Origin of the sequence: Homoserinimonas aerilata (genome assembly GCF_006716125.1) — a bacterium.
Lineage (GTDB): Bacteria > Actinomycetota > Actinomycetes > Actinomycetales > Microbacteriaceae > Homoserinimonas > Homoserinimonas aerilata.
The window spans coordinates 1,260,908-1,283,022 of sequence record NZ_VFOM01000001.1; the positions used below are offsets into that span (position 1 = coordinate 1,260,908).

The following is a 22,115-nucleotide window of genomic DNA, read 5'->3' on the forward strand; positions in this document are numbered from 1 at the left end:
GCGCCTCGCCCTCCCCAATGACAACGCCGCCTGTGAATTTCAGCCATAATGGGAGTCGTGACCAGCACCTCTCTTACTCACTCCCCTGCGGCCCCTGTCATCAACAGGCCGAATGTCGTCGCGATCGGCACGATCGTCTGGCTGGGCAGCGAGGTGATGTTCTTCGCCGGGCTGTTCGCGATCTACTTCACGCTGAGAGGCACATCGCCGGAGGTCTGGGCCGCTGAGACCGCCGTGCTCAACGTTCCCTTCGCGCTGACGATCACGATCATCCTCGTGCTCTCCTCGGTCACAGCCCAGTTCGGGGTGTTCGCTGCCGAGCGACTGCAGCCACGCCGCACGGGTTCGATCTGGCAGCTGAGCAAGTGGGGCCTCGTCGAGTGGTTCTTCCTGAGCTACGTGATGGGCGCGATGTTCGTCACAGGCCAGGTCTTCGAGTACGCAACCCTGGTCAGCGAGTACATCGGGCTGAGCTCCAACCAGTACGGGTCAGCCTTCTACATCACCACCGGGTTCCACGGCCTTCACGTTCTCGGCGGGCTCATCGCGTTCCTGCTGATCATCGGTCGCGCATACGCGGTCAAGAACTTCGGACACAAGGAGGCGACCAGCGCGATCGTCGTCTCCTACTACTGGCACTTCGTCGACGTCGTATGGATCGGGCTCTTCCTGGTCATCTACGTCCTCAAATAGCCACCACGGCTCCTCAGGCTTACGAAACACGCAGATCAGGAACGGGAAGACCACAACACCATGGGAATCGATTCGACATCATCCGCCAATCGCCGCAAGCGATCCGGTCGTCGTCATCCGCTGGCGAGTGTCGCCCTGGTCCTCGTCGGTCTGGTCACGACCGGTGGCGCCTACGCACTCTTCACCTCGACGGCCACTGCTGAGACCTCGGTGGTCTCGCAGCAGACCATCGAAGAGGGCCAGGCCCTCTTCGCCGCGAACTGCGCAACCTGCCACGGCATGAACGCTGAAGGCACCGAAGACGGGGTGAGCCTGCACGGCGTCGGCGCCGCAGCAGTCGACTTCCAGGTCGGGACCGGCCGGATGCCCATGGCCATTCAAGGACCGCAGGCTGAGAAGAAGCCGGTCCAGTTCACGGATGCTCAGATCGCCGCGCTTGCCGCATACGTCGCGTCCCTCGCCCCCGGGCCTGCAATCCCTGACGAGTCGCTTCTCAACGGCGAGGCTGACCTCGCCAACGGAGGCGAACTGTTCCGCATCAACTGCGCCATGTGCCACAACGTGGCCGGTGCCGGTGGGGCGCTCACCGAGGGCAAGTACGCCCCCGCCCTGCACGGTGTCGAGTCGAAGCACATCTACGAGGCCATGGCGACCGGCCCCCAGAACATGCCGGTGTTCAATGACATGAACATCTCCCCCCAGGACAAGGCCGACATCGTCAGCTACCTCAAGTATCTGGAGGAGTCCCCCTCAGTGGGCGGCTTCACACTGGGCAGTCTCGGCCCGGTCTCGGAGGGCCTCTTCATCTGGATCTTCGGCCTCGGGGCCATCGTCGGCGTGACGGTCTGGATCGCCGCACGCGCGAACTAGGCGCCAACCACCACTTATCACCACAGCACAAAGCGCCGCTCGCACGAACGACGCCAATCGAAGGGAAGAGAATGGCACAGCAGGACAACGGCGATTCTTCCGCCGCTGCCGGCTCGGCTGTCGAGAAGAGCCTGCCGCCCGCAGCATCACCGGGCACGGCGGTCGTCGCCTCAGACGCGTTCGCGAACCCGGGACTGCCTCCGCACAACCTGCGGGTGACAGATCTCGATCCGGCCAAGGAGCGTCAGGCCTCACGCCGCGTCGGCGGACTCTTCATCCTCTCGATCGTCGGCAGCATCTTCGCGATCGTCGCCTACATCGTCTTCCCGATCGTCCCGGGTGATCTGGTTTCGGTACGCCTGAACACGCTGTTCTTGGGCCTCGGCATCACCCTCGCGCTGATTCCTCTTGGCATTGGCGCGATCTACTGGGCGAAGAACCTCATGCACAGCGAGGAGATGGTCGAGCAGCGGCACAGCACGCGCGGCACCGAAAGCACCCGGGCCGCCGCCGCGAACATCTTCACCCTCGGCAACAAGGAGTCGGGTTTCACCCGCCGCAAGCTCATCCGCAACAGCCTGATCGGTGCACTCGCGGTCTTCCCGCTGCCGGCGATCGTGTTCTTCCGCGATCTGGCACCAGCCGAGGATCCCGTCGCCCTCTTCAAGACCACACTGTGGAAGAAGGGCACGCGCCTCGCCCTCGACCCCTCCGGTGCCCCCATCAAGGCATCAGACGTCACGCTGGGCTCCGTCTTCCACGTCATTCCCGAAGGCCTCGAGAATGCCGAGCACAAGCTCGAGGAGAAGGCCAAGGCTGCCGTCCTCCTCATGAAGCTCGACCCGTCTGATCTGAACGAGCTTCCCGAGCGCAAGGACTGGTCGTACAACGGCATCGTCGCGTACTCCAAGATCTGTACCCACGTCGGATGCCCCGTGGCACTGTACGAGCAGCACACGCACCACCTGCTGTGCCCCTGCCACCAGTCAACGTTCGATGTAACGAACCACTGTGAGGTCATCTTCGGCCCGGCCAAGCGGCCGCTGCCGCAGTTGCCCATCGCCGTCGACTCAGAGGGCTATCTCATCGCCCAGAGCGACTTCACAGAGCCAGTCGGCCCGAGCTTCTGGGAGCGTTCAGCATGACGACCACAGCCCCCGAGACCACCACGACGACGCCCGACGCACCGGTGACTCCGCCGGGACGCGGGATGCGTTTCACCAACGCCGCCGCCAACTACATCGATGAGCGCACCAGCGTCTCCGGTGTCGTCAAAGAGCTCGGCCGTAAGATCTTCCCCGATCACTGGTCGTTCATGCTCGGCGAGGTGGCGCTGTACAGCTTCGTCGCCATCCTCATCTCGGGAACGTTCCTCACGTTCTTCTTCGAGCCGTCGATGGCACACGTCACCTACGAGGGCTCATACGTTCCCATGAAGGGCATCGAGATGTCCGCCGCCATGGCGTCGACGCTCGATATCTCCTTCGACATCCGCGGCGGCCTCCTGATGCGCCAGGTGCACCACTGGGCTGCCCTGTTGTTCGTGGCAGCCATCGGCCTCCACATGCTGCGCGTGTTCTTCACGGGCGCGTTCCGCAAGCCCCGCGAGATCAACTGGGTGATCGGCTTCGTGCTGTTCATCCTGGCAATGGCAGAGGGCTTCACCGGCTACTCACTCCCCGACGACCTCCTCTCGGGCAACGGCCTGCGCATCATCGACGGAATGGTCAAGGGAATCCCGATCGTGGGCACCTGGATCTCCTACCTCCTCTTCGGCGGAGAGTTCCCCGGGCTCGACATCGTTCCTCGCCTCTTCGTGCTGCACATCATGCTGCTCCCCGCGATCCTGATCGCCGCACTCGGCGTTCACCTGCTGTTGATGATCATCAACAAGCACACCCAGTTCGCCGGCCCCGGTCGCACCAACGACAACGTCGTCGGTGTGCCGGTCATGCCGACGTTCGCGGCAAAGGCCGGTGGGTTCTTCTTCATCGTCTTCGGAACGATCGTGCTGATCGCCTCGCTGTTCTCGATCAACCCGGTCTGGAACTACGGCCCCTACGACCCTTCCCCCGTCTCTGCGGGAACGCAGCCGGACTGGTACATCGGGTTCGCCGACGGCGGGCTTCGTCTCGTGCCGCCGGGCTGGGAGTTCATGCTCGGGCCGTGGACCGTCTCGATGAACATCCTGGCTCCGCTTGCCGTCATCGGTGCGTTCATCGTGCTCGTCGCGATCTACCCCTTCATCGAGGCGTGGATCACCGGCGACAAGCGCGAACACCACATGGCCCAGCGCCCCCGCAACGCCCCGACGCGCACCGCGATCGGTGCCGCCGGGGTGACCTTCTACGCCGTGATGTGGGCCGCCGCGAGCTCGGACCTCATGGCAACCCACTTCAGACTCAGCATCGAGGGCGTCACCCACGCCCTGCAGGCCCTGCTGATCTTTGGAACGATCATCGCCTACCTGATCACGAAGCGCGTGTGCCTCGCCCTTCAGAAGAAGGATCGAGAGATCGCCCTTCACGGCTACGAGTCGGGACGCATCGTGCGCCTGCCCGGGGGCGAGTACGTCGAGGTTCACCAGCCGCTGTCGGAGTACGACCGCTGGCGACTGGTCAGCTACGACGACTACACGCCGCTCATGATCCGCCCGAACGACCAGGGAAAGATCACCGTTGGGCAGCGGATGCGCGCCAGCCTCTCACGCTGGTTCTTCGAAGACCGCATCTCCCCGCCCACCAAGGGCGAGCTCGAGCAGGGCGGCCACCACTAGGCAGCCTCAGAACGACGAAGAGGCCTCGCGCAGCAATGCGCGGGGCCTCTTCTTTCTCTCCATCACACCCGACACTGGCACCAAGAATCACGTGCTGCGGACAGCACCAGCAACCAGCAACCAGCAACCAGCAACCGGCAACAGTAGGCGGGCAGGCAGTAAGCAGCGGCAGACGGCAGAGCAAGATTGGCTGTGCGCGACGAGGAGTCCTCTCGCATCTGCACAGCGGGGATCGCTCAGTGCTCCGAGTCGAAGACCTTCTTGAGGAAGTCGGCGGTCGAGCGATAGTCGAGCCGGTCGTAGAAGCCTGGAGCCCTGCTGCTGGCGACGGAAAGCTGACTGAGGCCTCTGGCCCTGCAGATGTCCTCCACCGCGTAGACGAGCCTGCTGCCTACACCAGAGCCCCGTGCCGCCGAATCCACGATCAACTCCTGGATCTGGGCGGCGTCATCCTTCGTGTACAGCAGGCGCGCGACCGTCATGAGGGCGTAACCGACGATGCGGGAATCCCCGGCCTCAGCGACAAGAAGCACAGTGTGGCTTCGCTCATCGATGGCCTCTGCGAAGGCGCTCTCAAACGCGGAACGCTCGACGACATAGCTGTCGGCGAGCTGCTCCACAAGCGCAAAGACTCCGGCGGCATCCGCAGCGGACGCCGACCGTATACGAGTCCTAGTGACCGAAGTTTCCACGGTAGTACTCATAGACCCATCCGACCAGCGACACCAGGAGGAGGGCAGCACCGATGAAACTGATCCAGACACCGACGCCGATGCCCATCACTACGAGCGAGCCTCCTCCAGCGAGCAGAATGGGCCACCAGCTCCAGGGGCTGAAGTGACCGAGCTCGGGATCACCGTCGTCGATATTCGCGTCGAGCCTGTCTTCGGGCAGCTCGCCGCCCTGCGAGCTGTACGACTTTCCGACATAGAAGGCGATGAAACCGCTCAGAATCCCACAGAGCGCGAGAGCGAGCGTACCCGCCCATTCGACCGTTCCATGGTGGAAGTCGAGAAGGCTCCACACCGTGTACATGGCGGAGACGACGAAGAAGAAGACGGCGATCGTCCAGAAGATATTGGCACTGGTCTTCACTGCGGTTACTTCACCTTCTCGTCGGCTTTGTCGTACACGGGAGCGTCAGGCGCGTCTTTGGCCGGACCGATGCCGACCGGCATGGCAGCCTCAGGATGGTTGAGGTCGAACGCCGGAGACTCCGAACGGATACGCGGGATGGAGGTGAAGTTGTGCCGAGGCGGCGGGCAGGACGTGGCCCACTCGAGCGAGCGTCCGTAGCCCCAGGGGTCGTTCACCGTGACCTTGGGAGCGTTACGGGCGGTGAGGTACACGTTCAGCAGGAACGGGATCATCGAGATGCCCAGGATGGCTGCGCCGATCGTGGAGAGCTCGTTCATCCACGTGTAGCCGTCTTCTGGTTGGTAGGTGGCGTAGCGGCGAGGCATGCCCACGACTCCGAGCCAGTGCTGCACAAGGAAGGTCGTGTGGAAGCCGATGAACAGCAGCCAGAAGTGGATCTTGCCCAACTTCTCGTTGAGCATCTTGCCCGTCCACTTGGGCCACCAGAAGTAGAAGCCGCTGAACATGGCGAACACGACGGTTCCGAACACGACGTAGTGGAAGTGGGCCACGACGAAGTAGGTGTCGGAGACGTGGAAGTCGAGCGGCGGCGACGCGAGGATCACGCCGGTGAGGCCACCGAAGGTGAACGTGACAAGGAAGCCGATCGCCCAGAGCATCGGGGTCTCGAAGGTGACGGAGCCCCTCCACATCGTTCCGATCCAGTTGAAAATCTTCACTCCGGTCGGAACCGCAATGAGCATCGTCATGAGGGAGAAGAACGGCAGCAGCACGGAGCCCGTGACGTACATGTGGTGAGCCCAGACGGTCACCGACAGGGCCGCAATGGCGATGGTGGCGTAGACGAGTGTCTTGTACCCGAAGATCGGCTTGCGGCTGAAGACGGGGAACACCTCGGAGACGATGCCGAAGAACGGCAGCGCAATGATGTAGACCTCAGGATGGCCGAAGAACCAGAACAGATGCTGCCAGAGGATCGCTCCCCCGGCTTCGACGTTGTATATATGAGCGCCGAAGATACGGTCCGCGGCGAGGCCGAACATGGCGGCAGCAAGAACGGGGAACGCCATGAGCACGAGGATCGAGGTCACGAGGGTGTTCCACGTGAAGATCGGCATGCGCCACATGGTCATGCCCGGGGCACGCATCGTTATGATCGTGGTGATGAAGTTGACGGCTCCGAGGATCGTTCCGAAACCACTGATGCCGAGTCCGAGCACCCATAGATGCCCACCAAGCCCTGGCGAGAACGTCGTGCTCGACAGCGGCGTATAGGCGAACCATCCGAAGGACGCCGCACCCTGCGGCGTCAGGAACCCGGCCACCGCGATCAGGCTGCCGAAGCTGTACAGCCAGTAGGCGAAGGCGTTGAGACGCGGGAACGCCACATCGGGCGCCCCTATCTGCAGAGGCATCAACACATTGGCGAATCCGGCGAACAGCGGGGTCGCGAACATGAGCAGCATGATCGTGCCATGCATGGTGAAGAGCTGATTGTACTGCTCCTTGGTCTGGAGCAGGTCCAGACCGGGTGCGAAGAGCTGGGCGCGGATGATCAGGGCCATCACGCCGCCGATGCAGAAGTACACGACGGAACTGATCAGGTACATGTACCCGATCGTCTTGTGGTCGGTCGAGGTGATCCAGTTCACCAGCACGTTGCCCTTGCGGCGCGCGGTGGGTGAGATGGTGTGGCTCGACGCCACGGTGCCCGCTGCGGGTGCCGCGTCGGCGGCTTCCGGACGACTCTCAGTTGTGGTGCTCATGATGTCGCGCTACTCCCGGTGTGCCGGCGCCTCGGTGCCGGGCTGATTCGTGTTCGTGTTGTACTCGGGGCCACGGGTTCCCGTCTGGCCTGCATCGACGAGGCTCTGGATGTAGTCGTCGTATTCGCCCTGCGAGACGACCTTCACCTTGAAGAGCATGAGCGAGTGATACTCGCCGCAGAGCTCGGCACACTTGCCCATGTACTCGCCCTCCTCGAGAGGAGTGAAGTACATGTAGTTGCTCTTGCCGGGAACGTTGTCTTTCTTGTAGAGGAAGTCAACGACCCAGAAGGAGTGCACGACGTCGCGGCTCTCGAGGTCGATCTCGACCGTCTTGCCGACCGGGAGGTAGAGCACCGGAAGCTGTTCGTAATCGATGAAGGGCGCCTCATCGGTCTCCTGAGCCTGAATGCCCTGGTAGTAGACGCCTTCGCTGCCGGGACCCTCGTTGAGGTAGTTGAAGTCCCAGGCCCAACGCTTGGCGAAGACCTCGATCTGGACATCCGGGTTCTCGGTCGGCTCCTCGATGGCCGCCTGGTCACGCGCTGTGAACGCGAAGAAGCCGATCACAAGGATGAGCGGAACGATCGTGTAGAAGATCTCGATCGGCAGGTTGTAGCGCAGCTGCACGGGAAGCCCGGTCTGGCCCTTGCGGCGGCGGTAGACCACGGCGACCCAGAGGATGAGACCCCAGGTGATGAGGCCGACCAGGATCAGCACCATCCAGGAGGTGGTCCACAGGCCGGCGATGCGGTCGGTGTGGTTGGTGATCCCCGGCTCGCCGGGCAGGAAGCCCCTCAGCTGAGCCTGGGTGCATCCTGCAAGGACGACGACAAGGGTTGCTGCAATCGGCACTGCGGCCCATCGAAGACGGCGGTTGAAACGCACCTGTGACCTCTCGGATGACGTGGAACTGTACGGACACAGTCTATTGACAGGAATCAGCCTATCCCTTTCGGACGCGCTGTCTCGAACCCGAAACGGCCCGGAGCGGCGAAAACGGGGAGCCGCCGATGGCGACTCCCCGCCGTGTCGAGAAGTTTGTCGGTTCCTGCTGCCCGTGTCGGGGCATCCGGAACCACCGGGTCATGCAGAAATCAGTGGAACGAGTCCCCACACGCGCAGCTTCCGCCAGCATTGGGGTTGTCGATCGTGAAGCCCTGCTTCTGGATCGTGTCCTCGAAATCGATCGTCGCACCGTCGAGGTACGGCACGCTCATCTTGTCGACCACGACCTCCACGCCGTCGAAATCGACCGTGTTGTCGCCGTCGAGCAGACGCTCGTCGAAATAGAGCTGGTAGATCAGCCCGGAGCATCCGCCCGGCTGTACGGCAACGCGCAGGCGCAGGTCGTCGCGACCCTCCTGCTCGTAGAGCGCGCGCACCTTGCCTGCGGCGGCATCCGTCAGCAGCACGCCGTGCGCGGCCGCCGTCTCTTCCGAGACGGCTTCTGCCAGTGTGGTGTCAGTCATGACCACTCCCTAGGTTCTCGCCCCGGACCGGCCGGGGAATTCTTCTTCCAGTGTAAGCATCCGGCGGGCAAATAGGCTCCACGTCCGAAAGTGGGCCGCGCCGGATGCCCGAACCCGCCCCGAATCAGTCGCGGGCGTTCATCCGTGCCAGGAGCAGAGCCTCCGTGAGGATCGCCTTCTGGAACACGCCCAGATGCAGCGACTCATTGGGGCTGTGCGCCTTGGACTCCGGATCCTCGACACCCGTGACGAGGATCTGAGCGGACGGGAACACCTCGACGAGATCGGCGATGAACGGAATGGAGCCGCCGATGCCGGTCTCGACCGACTCGACGCCCCAGGCATCCGTCATCGCCCGTCTGGCCTCCGCGACCGCCCAACCGCTCGTGTCCACGAGGAACGGGTCGCCCAGCTCGAATCCCGAGAGCGAGACCTGCGCTCCGAAGGGTGTGGCCGCGTCGATGTGCTGCCGAATCGCCTCGAGCGCGGAATCCGCCGTCTGCCCGGGCGCGATGCGCACGCTCACGCGCGCCCGCGCCATCGGGGACAGTGTGTTCGATGCGTTCGCGACCGACGGCGCGTCGACTCCCGTCACCGTGACGGCAGGCTGCGCCCACAGCCTGCTCAGGATGCTGCCCGAGCCGATCGGCGTGACGCCCTCGAGCAGGCCCGCCTCCTCGCGCAACTGCGATTCGGGGTATTCGGGCGTCTGCATGTCCTGCGACGTCAGCCCTTCGACGGCGACGGCGCCGTCGGCTCCATGGAAGGAGGCGAGGATGCGAACGAGCGCCATCATCGCGTCCGGAACCGCTCCCCCGAACATGCCGGAGTGGGAGGCATGCGCGAGCGTGCGCACCTCGAGCACGAAAGCCACATTGCCGCGGAGGGCGACCGTGAGCGCCGGGGTGTCGACGTCCCAGTTGTCGGAGTCGGCCACCACGATCGCATCCGCCTCGAGCTCGGCCCTGTGCTGCTGGATGAAATTGCGGAATGAGAGGGAGCCGGACTCCTCCTCGCCCTCGATGAAGACCGCGAGTCCAAGATCGAAATCGGCACCGACCGTCTCCACGAACGCCCGGATGGCGCCGACATGCGCCATGACGCCGGCCTTGTCGTCGGCCGCACCCCTGCCGAAGAGTCTCTCGCCCCGGAGGGTCGGCTCGAACGGCGGCGACTCCCAGTCCTCGTCCTGGCCGGGGGGCTGCACATCGTGATGCGCGTAGAGCAGGATCGTCGGCTTGCCGTTCTTCGCCGCCCTGCGGGCGAGAACAGCAGGCTTGCCGGATGCCTCACCGTCGCCGATCGGCGCGCGCGCGACCTGTACCGACTCGAAGACGCCCAGACCCTCCAGAAGCGCGGCCACAGCATCCGCGCTCTCATCGACATGGCGCGGGTCGAATGCCGGCCAGGAGACGGACGGGATGCGCACGAGGCGCGAAAGGTCGGCGATCGCCGCAGGCATTCCATCGCGAACGCTACTGCGGAGTGCGTCGACCAGGGACGCGTCGTCGGGGGCTGCCGTGATCTCAGAAGAACTCATGCAGGTAATCTTAAGGCGACCACTACGCAAGGAAACTCCATGGCCAAGCCCGACCCCACCTCCCCCGCCGGATCCTCCGAACCCGACACAACAGACGAATCCGTCTCGGGCAAGGGCCGGCCGACGCCGACGCGCAAGGAGCGCGAAGCCGCGAATCTGCGCCCCCTCGTCTCCAACGACCGTAAGGCGGCCAACAAGGAGTCCAAGGCCAAGTACAACGAGGCTCGTGAGCGGGCCCGAATCGGCATGGCCAATGGCGAGGAGAGGTTCCTGCCGGAGCGCGACAAGGGCGCACAGCGCCGCTACGTGCGCGACTACGTCGATGCGCGGTTCAGCGTCGGCGAGATCATGATCCCCGTCATGTTCCTCGTCATCATCATCTCGTTCGTGAACAGCGCGGCCATGCAGGTCATCGCCATCTTCGTTCTGTGGGCGTTCTTCCTGCTCGCAGTGCTCGACTGCATCATCGCCGGCATGCTCGTCTCACGACGTCTCGCGAAGAAGTTCGGAGCAGACAAGGTGCAGAAGGGCGCCCGCTGGTACTGCGCGATGCGCTGCCTGCAGATGCGCTTCATGCGACTGCCGAAGCCGCAGGTCAAGCGTTGGGCATACCCCGAGTGATCCGCCAGCGGGCAGCTCAGCTCTCGGCAGCACCCGTTCGTGGCGTGGCAGCTCTGTAGCCTGCCCGCTTCAGCGCCCTGTTGATACCGGCTGCCCACAACGGGCCACGGTAGATGAATCCGGTGTATCCCTGCACAAGGGTGGCACCCGCATCCAGTCGTTCCATGACATCGGCGGCGGTCTCCACGCCGCCGACCGATATCACGCACATCGTCTCGGGGAGCTCCTCACGCAGGATGTGTAGAACCTCGAGCGACCGCGCCCGCACGGGTGCCCCGGAGAGGCCGCCAGCACCGATCCGTTCGATCGTCGCGGGATCGGAGCGCAGCCCCTCGCGGGAGATCGTGGTGTTCGTGCCGATGACACCGGCGAGGCCGAGCTCGACGGCGAGGGCGGCGATGCGACGCACCTCGTCGTCGGAGAGATCGGGGGCGATCTTGACCAGAACGGGCGTCGCGCCCGCCGCATCCCGCACCGCCGACAACAGCGGGGCAAGACGGTCTATCTCCTGGAGACCGCGCAGGCCCGGAGTGTTCGGTGAGCTGACATTCACCGCGAGGTAGTCACTGTGCGGAGCCACCAACCGTGTGCTCTGCAGATAGTCGTCGATCGCATCGTCCACCTCGACCACACGACTCTTGCCGATGTTCGCGCCGATCACGGGGCGGATGCGTCTCGCCATCTCGCGCTCCAGGCGCGAGGCCGCCGCCGCGGAGCCGTGATTGTTGAAACCCATGCGATTGATGACGGCACGATCGGCGACAAGCCGGAACATGCGCGGGCGCTCGTTGCCCGGCTGTGCCCGCGCCGTGAGGGTTCCCACCTCGACATGCCCGAAGCCGAGCTGCCCCAGGGCACGGATGGCGAGCCCCTCCTTGTCGAAGCCGGCGGCGACACCGAACGGCGACGGGAACGTCGTTCCGAGCGCGGTGACCCGCAGCGAGGCATCCGGCCGCAGGAAACGACGAAGAAGCTGGCCGACTCCCGTCACGGGAAGGGCACGGATGACCCGGAATGCCACGGTGTGGGCGAACTCCGGATCGAGTCGGGTCAGGATGAGGGAGAAGAGTAAGCGATACATGCCGTTGCCACACTAGCGGTCACGGCGTCGACGCATGTCACCCCTCGGCGAAGCCGACAGCATCCGTCACTATGACGTCTGCTCCTCCGGACGACCACCGTGCTCCACCCGCAGCTGGCCGATCGCGGACTCGAAATCCTCCAACGACTCGAAGGCCTGATAGACGCTGGCGAAGCGCAGATACGCCACCTCGTCCAGCTCACGCAGCGGCGCCAGAATCGCCAGCCCGATGTCGTTCGCCTCGATCTGAGAGGCACCGGTGGCCCGGATCGACTCCTCCACACGCTGGGCGAGAAGAGCCAGATCGGTGTCCGTCACAGGCCGCCCCTGGCATGCCTTGCGCACGCCCGCCACGACCTTCTCCCGACTGAATGGCTCGAGAACGCCATTGCGCTTCACGACGCTGAGGCTCGCGGTCTCGGTCGTGCTGAAACGGCGCCCGCACTCAGGGCACTGACGACGACGACGGATCGACAGGCCGTCATCGCTCGTGCGCGAATCGATGACCCTCGAATCTGGATGGCGGCAGAAAGGGCAGAACATGGTGACACAAGGATAGGCCACCGCAGGTGGGAAGCCCCGCAGGAGCAGCCCCGGGCTCAGCCCTGTCGCTCGGCTCCCCCATCGAACCGCGCCGTGACCGCTGCGGCATGAGCGGGAAGATCCTCCGCCGTCGCCAGCGCGACGATGCGCTGCTCGACGCCACGCAGCGCCTCCCGGCTGTAACGGATGACCTGCTGCGGTCGCAGGAAGGTGTAGGCCCCCAGCCCCGAGGAGAAACGGGCCTGCCCGCCCGTCGGGAGAACATGGTTCGAGCCCGCGAGATAGTCGCCAAGGCTGACGGGCGAGTTCTCGCCGACGAAGATCGCACCCGCGCTGTCGATGAGCTCGAGCAGTGCGTCGACATCGGCGACCTGAAGCTCAAGATGCTCCGGACCGTAGGCATTGCTGAACGCGGCCGCGTCCGCAAGCCCGTCGACGAGCACGAGCGCCGACTGTCTGCCGCCGAGCGCCTCCTCGACCCGGGCACGGTGCGCCGCCAGCGGGACCAGTCGCCCGAGCTCCCGCTCGACCGCCTGGGCGAACTCTGCCGAATCGGTGACGAGCACCGCAGAGGCGAGCTCGTCATGTTCCGCCTGACTGATGAGATCGGATGCGACCAGATAGGCGTCGGCCGCAGCATCCGCGATCACCAGGATCTCGGTCGGGCCCGCCTCAGAGTCGATTCCCGCCTGACCACGAACGAGTCTCTTCGCCGCGGCGACATACACATTGCCCGGGCCGGTGATGAGCTGAACAGGGTCGAGACCCGCATCGGGAACGCCATAGGCGAAGGCGCCGATCGCGCCGGCCCCTCCCATGGCGTAGACCTCATCGACGCCGAGCAGGCCGGCTGCTCCGAGGATCGTCGGATGCACGGAACCCCCGAAAGCCTTCTGCGGAGGCGATGCGAGGGCGATTGACGTGACCCCCGCGACCTGCGCGGGAACGACATTCATGACCACGCTCGACGGGTACACCGCCTTGCCGCCGGGGACATACAGCCCGACGCGGGCGACGGGCGTCCACCGCTGGAGGACCTCGGCGCCATCCCCGAGCGACGTCACCGTCGGAGCCGGAACCTGCGCCGAACTCGCCGCGCGCACACGGTGGATGGCCTCCTCGAGCGCCTCCCGAACGGACGGCTCGAGCGCCTCGACCGCAGCAGCGATCGCCTCGGCCGGAACCCGCAGCGTTGCGGGTCGAACTCCGTCGAGGCGCTCCGCCTGCCCGAGCAGCGCATCTGTGCCGCCGCTCCTGACCTCCCCTATAAGTTGCTCCGCCACTGCGGACGCCGCCGACACATCCGTCAGGGAGCGGGGAATGAGGGCGAGAAGTTCACTCGCACTGGGCTCGAGGCCTCGCAGGTCAATGGTCTGGATCATGGCGAGATCAACCTTATCTTCAGTGCCGACCAGCGGATGATCAGGCGGGTCCTCCCGACCGTCAGGCCAGACAGGATGGGCCCAGCAGCGATTTCAGCTCACCGTACAGATCGGCGGTCACCGTCACCGGGTAGGGAACCTCGAACATCCGCGCCGTGTCGCCCTTGACCAGTTTGAGCCGAACCTCCGTGTCACCCGAATGGCGGATCAGCACGTCTCCCAGCGCCGTCACCACATCGGTTGTGGCCCGGAACTCGGGCACCGAGATCGTGAGCGGGCCCGAGCCGAGGCTCTGCCCCGTGTCGGGCTGGAACATGCTCGACGCGTGCAGATTGACGCCGTCGTCGCGCACGCTGACCCTGGCACGGATGGCCATGATCGAGTCGGCCACAAGCGCAGGAGAGAACTCCTGGTAGGTCTTGCCGAGGAACATGACCGTGATCTCGCCGCCGAAATCCTCGACCGTGATCAGGCCGTACGGATTGCCCGAATTGCGTGCCGTGCGATGCTGCACAGATGTGACCAGACCCGCGATGGTGACCGTCTCGCCGTCGCTGACCGCCTCACCGCCCAGGATGTCGGCGATCGTCACGCTGGCATGCTTCGCGAGCTGGAGCTCAAGCCCGGCCAGAGGATGATCGGAGACGTACAGGCCCAACATCTCCCGCTCGAAGAGGAGTTTATCTCGCTTGGACCACTCGGGACGCTCAGGAACTCCGCCGGCCGCCTGGGGTTCATCCCAGAGATCGTCGAAATTGAAGCCGACCTGGCCATTGGCCTCGGCCCGCTTGTCGCGTACAGCACCTTCGGCCGCATCCTCGTGGATCTCATAGAGGGCACGCCTCGTGTCGCCGAGCGAATCGAACGCCCCCGCCTTGATGAGTGACTCGATCGTGCGCTTGTTCGCGACCGAGATCGGCACCTTCTTGAGGAAGTCATGGAACGCGATGAAGCGCCCCTTCTCATCGCGAGCATGACGGATCTGATCTACCACGGCGAAACCGACATTGCGCACGGCTCCCAGACCGAAACGGATGTCGTCGCCGACGGCGGCGAAGAAACCGATCGACTCGTTGACATCCGGCGGAAGAACCTTGATGCCCATACGACGGCACTCATTGAGGTAGATCGCCAGCTTGTCCTTGGAATCGCCGACGCTCGTGAGCAGAGCCGCCATGTACTCGGCCGGATAGTGGGCCTTCAGATACGCGGTCCAGTACGAGATCACGCCATAGGCGGCCGAATGCGCCTTGTTGAACGCGTAGTCGGAGAAGGGCAGCAGGATGTCCCACAGCGCCTTGATCGCGGCATCCGAGAAGCCGCGCTCCTTCATGCCCCCGCTGAAGCCCTCGTACTGCTTGTCGAGCTCGGACTTCTTCTTCTTGCCCATCGCTCGACGGAGGATGTCGGCCTGACCCAGGGAGAACCCGGCAACCTTCTGCGCGACCGACATCACCTGCTCCTGGTAGATGATGAGGCCGTAGGTGCCGCCGAGGATCTCCTGAAGGGGTTCCTCGAGCTCGGGATGGATCGGCGTGATCTCCTGCATCGCATTCTTGCGGAGCGCATAGTTCGTGTGCGAGTCGGCGCCCATGGGGCCGGGTCGGTACAGGGCGATGACGGCGGAGATGTCCTCGAAGTTGTCAGGCTTCATGAGCCGGAGCAGGCCACGCATGGGGCCGCCGTCGAGCTGGAACACGCCCAGGGTGTCGCCCCTCGCCAGAAGCGCATACGCATCCGGGTCGTCGAGTTCGAGGTCCTCGAGAACGGGCCTGTGTCCACGGTTCGACTCGATGTTGTCGAGGGCGTCGTCGATGATCGTGAGGTTTCGCAGCCCCAGGAAGTCCATCTTGATGAGGCCGAGCGCCTCACACGCCGGATAGTCGAACTGGGTGACGATCTGGCCATCCTGCTCGCGCTTCATGATGGGGATGATGTCGATGAGGGGCTCGCTCGACATGATCACGCCCGCAGCGTGCACGCCCCACTGACGCTTGAGGTTCTCGAGGCCCAGCGCCGTCTCGAAGACGGTCTTCGCCTCCGCATCGCTCTCGACGACGGCCCGGATGTCTCCCGCCTCCTTGTAGCGTGGGTGATCCTTGTCGAAGATGCCTGTGAGCGGGATGTCCTTGCCCATGATGGGCGGAGGCATCGCCTTCGTCAGCTTCTCCCCCATGCCGAAGGGGAAGCCGAGCACCCGGGAGGAGTCCTTGAGAGCCTGCTTCGCCTTGATGGTGCCGTACGTGACGATCTGAGCGACTCGCTCATCGCCGTACTTCTCGGTCACATACTTGATGACCTCGCCGCGGCGACGGTCGTCGAAGTCGACATCGAAGTCAGGCATGGAGACACGATCAGGGTTGAGGAAGCGCTCGAAGATGAGCCCGTGCCTCAGCGGGTCGAGATCGGTGATGCGCATCGCATACGCCGCCATCGAGCCGGCACCGGAACCACGGCCGGGGCCGACCCGGATGCCGTTGTCCTTCGACCAGTTGATGAAGTCGGCGACGACGAGGAAGTAACCCGGGAACCCCATCTGGAGGATGACGCCGACCTCGTAGTCGGCCTGCCTGCGCACATCGGCCGGGATCCCATCGGGGTAGCGGTAGTGCAGGCCCTTGTCGACCTCCTTGACGAACCAGCTCTCCTCGGTCTCACCCTCGGGAACGGGGAACCGCGGCATGAAGTTCGCGCCCTCATCGAAGGTGACATCGCAGCGTTCCGCGATGAGAAGCGTGTTGTCGCAGGCCTCCGGGTGATCGCGGAACAGCTGACGCATCTGGCTCGCCGACTTGAGGTAGAACTCGTCGGCGTCGAACTTGAAGCGCTTCGGGTCGTCGAGGGTCGTTCCCGACTGCACGCACAGCAGTGCGGCATGGCTCGTGGCGTCGTGGGCGTGGGTGTAATGCAGGTCGTTCGTCGCGACGAGCGGGAGTTCGAGATCCTTGGCCAGACGCAGGAGGTCGCTCATGATGCGCCGCTCGATGCCCAGCCCGTGATCCATGATCTCGGCGAAGTAGTTCTCCTTGCCGAAGATGTCACGGAAGTCCGCGGCGGCCTTCTTGGCCTCCTCGTACTGCCCCAACCTCAGGCGGGTCTGCACTTCGCCGCTGGGGCATCCGGTGGTCGCGATGAGCCCACCCGCGTACGTGGACAGGAGCTCCCTGTCCATACGCGGCTTGAAGTAGTACCCCTCGAGTGAGGCCCTCGACGACAGCCGGAACAGGTTGTGGAGGCCCTCATTGCTGGCACTCAGAAGCGTCATGTGCGTGTACGCGCCGGCACCCGAGACGTCGTCTTCACCGCCGTTACCCCACTTGATGCGGGTCTTGTCGGTGCGGTGAGTGCCCGGAGTGACGTAGGCCTCGGTGCCGATGATCGGCTTGATGCCGGCGCTCGTAGCCGTCTTCCAGAAGTCGTACGCCCCGAAGACGTTGCCGTGGTCGGTGACCGCGACTGCGGGCATGCCCTGCTCGACGGCAGCGTCGATGAGCGGTTTGACGCGCGCCGCTCCGTCCAACATCGAGTACTCACTGTGCACATGAAGGTGCACGAAGGAATCGTTGCTCGAAGGCACTACTTCTCCGTCTAGCCGAGGGTCATCCAGAAGGGGGCGGGGTGGTTCTCCAGTCTACGGCGAGCCCACGACGGTCGACTCCACCGACAGGCCGCGCAGCGGGCCGTCAGGCGTCGCGAAGCGTGTCGAGCGCGTGCTGGAGATCATCCGGATAGCGCGACTCGAACTCGACATACTCCCCGGATGCCGGATGCCGGAACCCGAGACGCATCGCGTGCAGCCACTGCCGCGTCAGCCCGAGGCGCTCGCTCAGGGTCGGGTCGGCACCATACATGGAGTCGCCGACACACGGATGCCGCTGCGCCGCCATGTGGACCCGGATCTGGTGTGTGCGCCCCGTCTCGAGATGGATCTCGAGCAGCGACGCGCCGGGAAAGGCCTCGAGCGTCTCGTAGTGCGTGACCGAGTCCTTGCCACCGGCGACGACCGCGAACTTCCAGGCAGAGGAGGGATGCCGACCGATCGGCGCATCGATGGTTCCCCGCAGCGGATCGGGGTGCCCCTGGACGACGGCGTGATAGATCTTGTCGACGTCGCGGTCGTGGAAGGCCCGCTTGAGCTCGGTGTAGGCGCGCTCCGACTTCGCGACCACCATGAGCCCACTGGTGCCGGCATCCAGCCGATGCACGATTCCGGCGCGTTCGGCTGCCCCCGACGTGGAGATGCGGAAGCCCGCCCCGGCGAGAGCGCCGAGCACGGTGGGCCCGTTCCATCCGACGGACGGGTGCGCCGCAACCCCGACCGGCTTGTCGATCACGACGATGTCGTCGTCATCGTGAACGATCGTGAAACCGGGCACGAGAGCGGGCACGATGGAGGGCTCCTCACGGGGACGCCACTCGATCTCGAGCCAGCTGCCGGCGCGAAGGCGGTCGGACTTCGACAGAGTGACCCCGTCGGATCTGACCCCTCCCGCATCGATCACCTCGGCGGCGAAGGTGCGAGAGAAGCCCATCAGTTTCGCCAATGCGGCGTCCACCCGCTCGCCCGCCAGACCGTCTGCAACGGGAAGCGTGCGCGATTCCATACCCACCCCGCTAGCGATCGTGGTCAACGACTGCGGCAGGCTCAGCATCCGAAGCCTCGCGGCTCTCATGCCGTGTGCCGTCGAGGCCGATGCCCCGGATCGTGAGGATGATGAACAACCCCATGCTGGAGACGATGAAGATGTCGGCGATGTTGAAGATCGCGGGGAATCCCCAGACCTGAATGAAGTCGACGACGTGACCCACACCGAAGCCCGGCTCCCGGAAGAGACGATCGGTGAGGTTACCGATCGTTCCTCCCAGCAGCATGCCGAACAGCACCGCCCAACCGATCGAGCGGATGCGGTGGGCGAAGAGCACGATGAAGATCGTGACCGCCGAAGCGGCTATGGAGAATATCCAGGTCGAGCCACTGGCCAGGGAGAACGCCGCACCCGAGTTCTTGACGAACACGAACTGCAGCAGCTCCCCCAGAACCTCGTTGTGTTCCCGCGGAATCAGCTCCGCGACAACCCAGGCCTTGCTGAGTTGATCTGCCCCATAGACGAGCAACGCGACGACGACGAGCGCGCCGAGTGCCCGAATGTTGACCCGGGGAGAGCGACCCTTCGTTGTCGGCTCAGTTGCCGACAAAGCCCTGGAAGTTCGCCGGAGGCTGGTTGGCCGGAGCCGAGAAGTCGGAACCGAACTCGTTCTGCGCGGCAGGAACATCGTTGCTGCCGGTGTTCAGCGAGTTGGCCGACTCGAGCTCGCGCAGCTGACCCTCGATGTAACCCTTGAGGTTCTGGCGGTACTCGCGTTCGAAGGTGCGAAGCTCTTCGATCTGGGACTCGAGTGCGGAACGCTGGGACTCGAGCTCGCCGACCTTCTGGCGCTGCTCGGCCTCTGCCTCGCCGACGACACGAGCCGCAGTGGCGTGGCCCTCGGCGATGAGCGCGTCGCGCTTCTCGATGCCCTCACGCACGTGCTCCTCGTGGAGGCGGCGCGCTAGCTGCAGAAGATTGTTGGTGCTGCCGGTCTCGTCGAGACCCGGAGTGGCCGCGGCCTCTGCCGGGGCGGCGGGAGCCGGTGCCGGCACGGGCTCTGCGACCACAGACGTCGGAACCTCTGCGGCGGCCGGAGCGGCGGCCTCAGGAGACTCCGTGGCGCCGCTGCGCTGCAGCTCGGCAATTCGCGAGTCGCTGGCGATGAGGCGCTGACGAAGCTCCTCATTCTCCTGACCGAGGCGGCGAAGCTCTACGACAACCTCATCGAGGAAGTCATCCACCTCGTCCTGGTCGTAGCCCTCACGGAACTTCGTCGGCTGAAACCGCTTGTTGACTACGTCTTCAGGCGTAAGCGCCATTCTCGTCACCTCAAAAACTCTCTGTTGATCAACTGCAACGTTGGGACAACGCTAGCAATACACGGCTGCCCGAACCTGAAAGCGCGGGATGCTCCTCAAGGTTACAGGGCGGACGCCATCTGACGACCCGCCGAGACTACATAAAGTAACACCAACACCACCAGCATCACGATGCTCCATGCGAAATCGAGCGAAATTCCCCCCAGCCGAATGGGAGGAAGGAGCCGTCTGGTGAAGAGCACGGGCGGGTCGGTGAGCGTGTAGACGAACTCAGCGAGCACGAGTACGGCACCCTTGGGGCGCCAGCCGCGCGAGAACGCCACCACCAGTTCGAGGATAAAACGCCCCCACATCAGGAGGAAGTAGATGAGCAGCGCGAAGTACGCGATGGTCAGCAGGACGAAGAGGATCACAGGACGAGCCTAGGGCCCGCCGGGGCATGCCCCGTCACGACTCGGAGCACCGGCAGGCCACAGCAGGACGACTACTGGGCGAAGTACGAGGCGTCAGCCGGCTCCGCGTCGACATGCGACTGCTCGCCGCTGACCGCGATATGTGCCGGAGAGAGCAGGAAGACCTTCGAGGTGACACGCTCGATCTTGCCGTAGAGGCCCTGCGACAGGCCACTGGCGAAATCGACGAGGCGCCGAGCATCCGGCTCGCTCATCTGCGACAGGTTGATGATGACCGGGATGCCCTCGCGGAAGCTCTCGGCGATGACCTGAGCGTCCTTGTACTGACGCGGGTGCACCGTGAGGATCTCGTTCATGTCGTTCGAGGCGACGACGCGAGCGGGCGTCGCACGGCGAAGGGGCGTGACAGGCGCACGCTGAGCCGAGTGCTGCACCGCGTTGCCGGGCGCAGGCTGATGTGACTGGGCGTGCTGTGCCGGCTGCTGGGCAGCGACGGGCGCGGCGCTCTCTTCATAGTCGAACTCCTCATCGGCAAGGCCGAGGTAGACCATCGTCTTGCGAAGTGGGTTTGCCATGGTTGAAGCCTCCTGATCGTGACGTTTCTCCTGCGAGATTAACCCGGATGCCGCCCGAATCCGGTCATTGCCGGGGGCGAGTCGAAGGTGTGTTGCGGCCGCTACTTGAGGAAGTCCGGGATGTCGAGACCCTCTTCAGCGTCATCGAACACCGGGTCTGCAGGTGCCTGGGGCAGCTCGGGCTCAGCCGACCATGCGGGCGCGCTCTCGGCGCCCTGCGAGGTGGTCGCCGCGGACGCGTCGGCCGGAAGCGCCTCGCCGCTCGCGGGATCGATGTAGTTCGAACGGTGGCCCTGCTTCTTGATGACAGGCTCCCCTCCGTCGAATCCGGCGGCGATGACGGTGACCCGCACCTCGTCGCCGAGCGTGTCATCGATAACGGCACCGAAGATGATGTTCGCCTCGGGGTGCACAGCCTCCTGCACGAGCCTGGCCGCGTCGTTGATCTCGAAGATGCCGAGGTTCGAGCCACCCTGGATGGAGAGCAGCACGCCATGCGCGCCGTCGATGCTCGCCTCGAGGAGCGGCGACGCGACAGCCAGCTCGGCCGCCTTGATCGCACGATCGGCACCCCGGGACGAGCCGATGCCCATGAGCGCGGAGCCGGCGCCCTGCATGACGGACTTGACGTCGGCGAAGTCGAGGTTGATGAGGCCGGGCGTGGTGATGAGATCGGTGATGCCCTGCACACCGGCGAGGAGGACCTGGTCTGCCGTGGCGAAGGCCTCGAGGAAGCTGATGCCGCGGTCGCTGATCTCGAGCAGGCGGTCGTTGGGCACGACGATGAGCGTGTCGACCTCGGTCTTGAGGGCGGAGATACCGACCTCGGCCTGAGCTGCGCGACGCTTGCCCTCGAATCCGAAGGGCCGCGTGACGACGCCGATCGTCAGAGCGCCGATCGACTTGGCGATGCGTGCGACCACGGGCGCACCACCCGTTCCGGTGCCGCCTCCCTCACCCGCGGTGACGAAGACCATGTCTGCGCCGGCGAGGGCCTCCTCGATCTCGTCCGCGTGGTCTTCGGCGGCGCGACGGCCGACCTCGGGGTCGGCTCCTGCGCCGAGGCCGCGGGTGATCTCACGGCCGACGTCGAGCTTGACGTCGGCGTCGCTCATGAGCAGGGCCTGGGCATCCGTGTTGATGGCGATGAACTCGACCCCGCGAAGTCCGAGCTCGATCATGCGGTTGACGGCGTTGACTCCGCCGCCACCGATGCCGACGACCTTGATCACGGCGAGGTAGTTCTGATTTGTTGACACGTCCGGCCTCCGCTGGGAACTTTCAACCTCTACTAGAAGCTTAAAGTTATGCTCAGTATGTATTTCCTGACTCGAAAGTAGGCGGGCTCCGGCCCTGCGGGACTCAGGCGTACCCGCG

At 64.7% G+C, this 22,115-nt stretch carries 21 protein-coding genes; 5 read left to right on the forward strand and 16 right to left on the reverse strand.

What is annotated here, in order from left to right:
• Window positions 1–48: 48 nt before the first annotated feature.
• The 4 genes from ctaE (at window position 49) to qcrB (ending at window position 4,339) form a co-directional block, all read left to right on the forward strand.
• Window positions 49–693, forward strand: coding sequence for an aa3-type cytochrome oxidase subunit III (gene ctaE, locus FB562_RS05955; RefSeq protein WP_141880306.1), 645 nt, complete (start codon window positions 49–51; stop codon window positions 691–693).
• Between the two features lie 60 nt (window positions 694–753).
• Window positions 754–1,563, forward strand: coding sequence for a cytochrome bc1 complex diheme cytochrome c subunit (qcrC, locus tag FB562_RS05960; RefSeq protein WP_141880307.1), 810 nt, complete (start codon window positions 754–756; stop codon window positions 1,561–1,563).
• Between the two features lie 71 nt (window positions 1,564–1,634).
• On the forward strand, window positions 1,635–2,708 hold the full coding sequence (gene qcrA, locus FB562_RS05965; RefSeq protein WP_141880308.1) for a cytochrome bc1 complex Rieske iron-sulfur subunit: 1,074 nt from the start codon (window positions 1,635–1,637) through the stop codon (window positions 2,706–2,708).
• The gene (gene qcrB, locus FB562_RS05970) at window positions 2,705–4,339 is read left to right on the forward strand and encodes a cytochrome bc1 complex cytochrome b subunit (protein ID WP_141880309.1); all 1,635 of its coding nucleotides are present in this window, start codon (window positions 2,705–2,707) and stop codon (window positions 4,337–4,339) included. The genes qcrA and qcrB overlap by 4 nt, the downstream gene beginning before the upstream one ends.
• 236 nt (window positions 4,340–4,575) lie before the next feature.
• On the opposite strand, the gene FB562_RS05975 is transcribed toward qcrB, so the two are convergent.
• From FB562_RS05975 to FB562_RS06000, 6 genes are all read right to left on the reverse strand, one after another.
• Window positions 4,576–5,031 (reverse strand): GNAT family N-acetyltransferase, encoded by a 456-nt coding sequence (locus FB562_RS05975; RefSeq protein WP_246081354.1) that lies wholly within the window; start codon window positions 5,029–5,031, stop codon window positions 4,576–4,578.
• Window positions 5,012–5,434 (reverse strand): cytochrome c oxidase subunit 4, encoded by a 423-nt coding sequence (locus FB562_RS05980; RefSeq protein WP_141880311.1) that lies wholly within the window; start codon window positions 5,432–5,434, stop codon window positions 5,012–5,014. Before FB562_RS05980 ends, FB562_RS05975 begins: the two co-directional genes overlap by 20 nt.
• 5 nt (window positions 5,435–5,439) lie before the next feature.
• Window positions 5,440–7,203, reverse strand: a complete 1,764-nt coding sequence (gene ctaD / locus FB562_RS05985) for an aa3-type cytochrome oxidase subunit I (protein ID WP_141880312.1) — start codon at window positions 7,201–7,203, stop codon at window positions 5,440–5,442.
• A gap of 9 nt (window positions 7,204–7,212) precedes the next feature.
• Entirely contained in the window at window positions 7,213–8,091 is an 879-nt protein-coding gene (gene ctaC, locus FB562_RS05990; RefSeq protein ID WP_141880313.1) for an aa3-type cytochrome oxidase subunit II, read from the reverse strand.
• A gap of 209 nt (window positions 8,092–8,300) precedes the next feature.
• Complete coding sequence (locus FB562_RS05995; RefSeq protein WP_141880314.1) at window positions 8,301–8,675, reverse strand: HesB/IscA family protein; 375 nt, start codon at window positions 8,673–8,675, stop codon at window positions 8,301–8,303.
• Window positions 8,676–8,799: 124 nt separating this feature from the next.
• Window positions 8,800–10,215 carry a dipeptidase gene (locus FB562_RS06000; RefSeq protein WP_141880315.1) on the reverse strand — a complete coding sequence of 472 codons (1,416 nt, stop codon included), beginning with the start codon at window positions 10,213–10,215 and terminating at the stop codon, window positions 8,800–8,802.
• 39 nt (window positions 10,216–10,254) lie between these two features.
• Between FB562_RS06000 and FB562_RS06005 the strand changes: the two genes are divergently transcribed.
• Window positions 10,255–10,836 carry a DUF3043 domain-containing protein gene (locus FB562_RS06005; RefSeq protein ID WP_141880316.1) on the forward strand — a complete coding sequence of 194 codons (582 nt, stop codon included), beginning with the start codon at window positions 10,255–10,257 and terminating at the stop codon, window positions 10,834–10,836.
• Between the two features lie 16 nt (window positions 10,837–10,852).
• Here the strand turns inward: FB562_RS06005 and FB562_RS06010 are convergent, their stop codons facing one another.
• The 10 genes from FB562_RS06010 to ftsZ all read right to left on the reverse strand — a co-directional run bounded on the left by FB562_RS06010 (window position 10,853) and on the right by ftsZ (window position 21,997).
• Window positions 10,853–11,917: a quinone-dependent dihydroorotate dehydrogenase gene (locus tag FB562_RS06010; protein WP_141880317.1), complete on the reverse strand. Its 1,065-nt coding sequence runs from the start codon at window positions 11,915–11,917 to the stop codon at window positions 10,853–10,855.
• A gap of 69 nt (window positions 11,918–11,986) precedes the next feature.
• Entirely contained in the window at window positions 11,987–12,460 is a 474-nt protein-coding gene (gene nrdR, locus FB562_RS06015; protein ID WP_141880318.1) for a transcriptional regulator NrdR, read from the reverse strand.
• Window positions 12,461–12,516: 56 nt separating this feature from the next.
• Entirely contained in the window at window positions 12,517–13,842 is a 1,326-nt protein-coding gene (hisD, locus tag FB562_RS06020; protein ID WP_141880319.1) for a histidinol dehydrogenase, read from the reverse strand.
• A 61-nt stretch (window positions 13,843–13,903) separates the two neighbouring features.
• The gene (dnaE, locus tag FB562_RS06025; RefSeq protein ID WP_281284311.1) at window positions 13,904–17,419 is read right to left on the reverse strand and encodes a DNA polymerase III subunit alpha; all 3,516 of its coding nucleotides are present in this window, start codon (window positions 17,417–17,419) and stop codon (window positions 13,904–13,906) included.
• 106 nt (window positions 17,420–17,525) lie between these two features.
• Window positions 17,526–18,446: an RluA family pseudouridine synthase gene (locus FB562_RS06030; protein WP_141881107.1), complete on the reverse strand. Its 921-nt coding sequence runs from the start codon at window positions 18,444–18,446 to the stop codon at window positions 17,526–17,528.
• 10 nt (window positions 18,447–18,456) lie between these two features.
• Window positions 18,457–19,038 carry a signal peptidase II gene (gene lspA, locus FB562_RS06035; protein ID WP_246081355.1) on the reverse strand — a complete coding sequence of 194 codons (582 nt, stop codon included), beginning with the start codon at window positions 19,036–19,038 and terminating at the stop codon, window positions 18,457–18,459.
• Complete coding sequence (locus tag FB562_RS06040) at window positions 19,025–19,750, reverse strand: DivIVA domain-containing protein (RefSeq protein ID WP_141880321.1); 726 nt, start codon at window positions 19,748–19,750, stop codon at window positions 19,025–19,027. The genes lspA and FB562_RS06040 overlap by 14 nt, the downstream gene beginning before the upstream one ends.
• A 101-nt stretch (window positions 19,751–19,851) precedes the next feature.
• Complete coding sequence (locus FB562_RS06045; protein ID WP_246081356.1) at window positions 19,852–20,163, reverse strand: YggT family protein; 312 nt, start codon at window positions 20,161–20,163, stop codon at window positions 19,852–19,854.
• A 71-nt stretch (window positions 20,164–20,234) separates the two neighbouring features.
• Window positions 20,235–20,738 carry a cell division protein SepF gene (locus FB562_RS06050; protein ID WP_141880322.1) on the reverse strand — a complete coding sequence of 168 codons (504 nt, stop codon included), beginning with the start codon at window positions 20,736–20,738 and terminating at the stop codon, window positions 20,235–20,237.
• 101 nt (window positions 20,739–20,839) lie between these two features.
• Window positions 20,840–21,997, reverse strand: coding sequence for a cell division protein FtsZ (ftsZ, locus tag FB562_RS06055; RefSeq protein ID WP_141880323.1), 1,158 nt, complete (start codon window positions 21,995–21,997; stop codon window positions 20,840–20,842).
• Window positions 21,998–22,115 lie beyond the last annotated feature (118 nt).

Coding starts and splice junctions, on each gene's coding strand:
- ctaE (WP_141880306.1), top strand. CDS start 49: ATGGGAGTCGTGACCAGCACCTCTCTTACTCACTCCCCTGCGGCCCCT.
- qcrC (WP_141880307.1), top strand. CDS start 754: ATGGGAATCGATTCGACATCATCCGCCAATCGCCGCAAGCGATCCGGT.
- qcrA (WP_141880308.1), top strand. CDS start 1,635: ATGGCACAGCAGGACAACGGCGATTCTTCCGCCGCTGCCGGCTCGGCT.
- qcrB (WP_141880309.1), top strand. CDS start 2,705: ATGACGACCACAGCCCCCGAGACCACCACGACGACGCCCGACGCACCG.
- ctaD (WP_141880312.1), bottom strand. CDS start 7,203: ATGAGCACCACAACTGAGAGTCGTCCGGAAGCCGCCGACGCGGCACCC.
- FB562_RS05995 (WP_141880314.1), bottom strand. CDS start 8,675: ATGACTGACACCACACTGGCAGAAGCCGTCTCGGAAGAGACGGCGGCC.
- FB562_RS06000 (WP_141880315.1), bottom strand. CDS start 10,215: ATGAGTTCTTCTGAGATCACGGCAGCCCCCGACGACGCGTCCCTGGTC.
- FB562_RS06005 (WP_141880316.1), top strand. CDS start 10,255: ATGGCCAAGCCCGACCCCACCTCCCCCGCCGGATCCTCCGAACCCGAC.
- FB562_RS06010 (WP_141880317.1), bottom strand. CDS start 11,917: ATGTATCGCTTACTCTTCTCCCTCATCCTGACCCGACTCGATCCGGAG.
- nrdR (WP_141880318.1), bottom strand. CDS start 12,460: ATGTTCTGCCCTTTCTGCCGCCATCCAGATTCGAGGGTCATCGATTCG.
- hisD (WP_141880319.1), bottom strand. CDS start 13,842: ATGATCCAGACCATTGACCTGCGAGGCCTCGAGCCCAGTGCGAGTGAA.
- FB562_RS06030 (WP_141881107.1), bottom strand. CDS start 18,446: ATGGAATCGCGCACGCTTCCCGTTGCAGACGGTCTGGCGGGCGAGCGG.
- FB562_RS06040 (WP_141880321.1), bottom strand. CDS start 19,750: ATGGCGCTTACGCCTGAAGACGTAGTCAACAAGCGGTTTCAGCCGACG.
- FB562_RS06050 (WP_141880322.1), bottom strand. CDS start 20,738: ATGGCAAACCCACTTCGCAAGACGATGGTCTACCTCGGCCTTGCCGAT.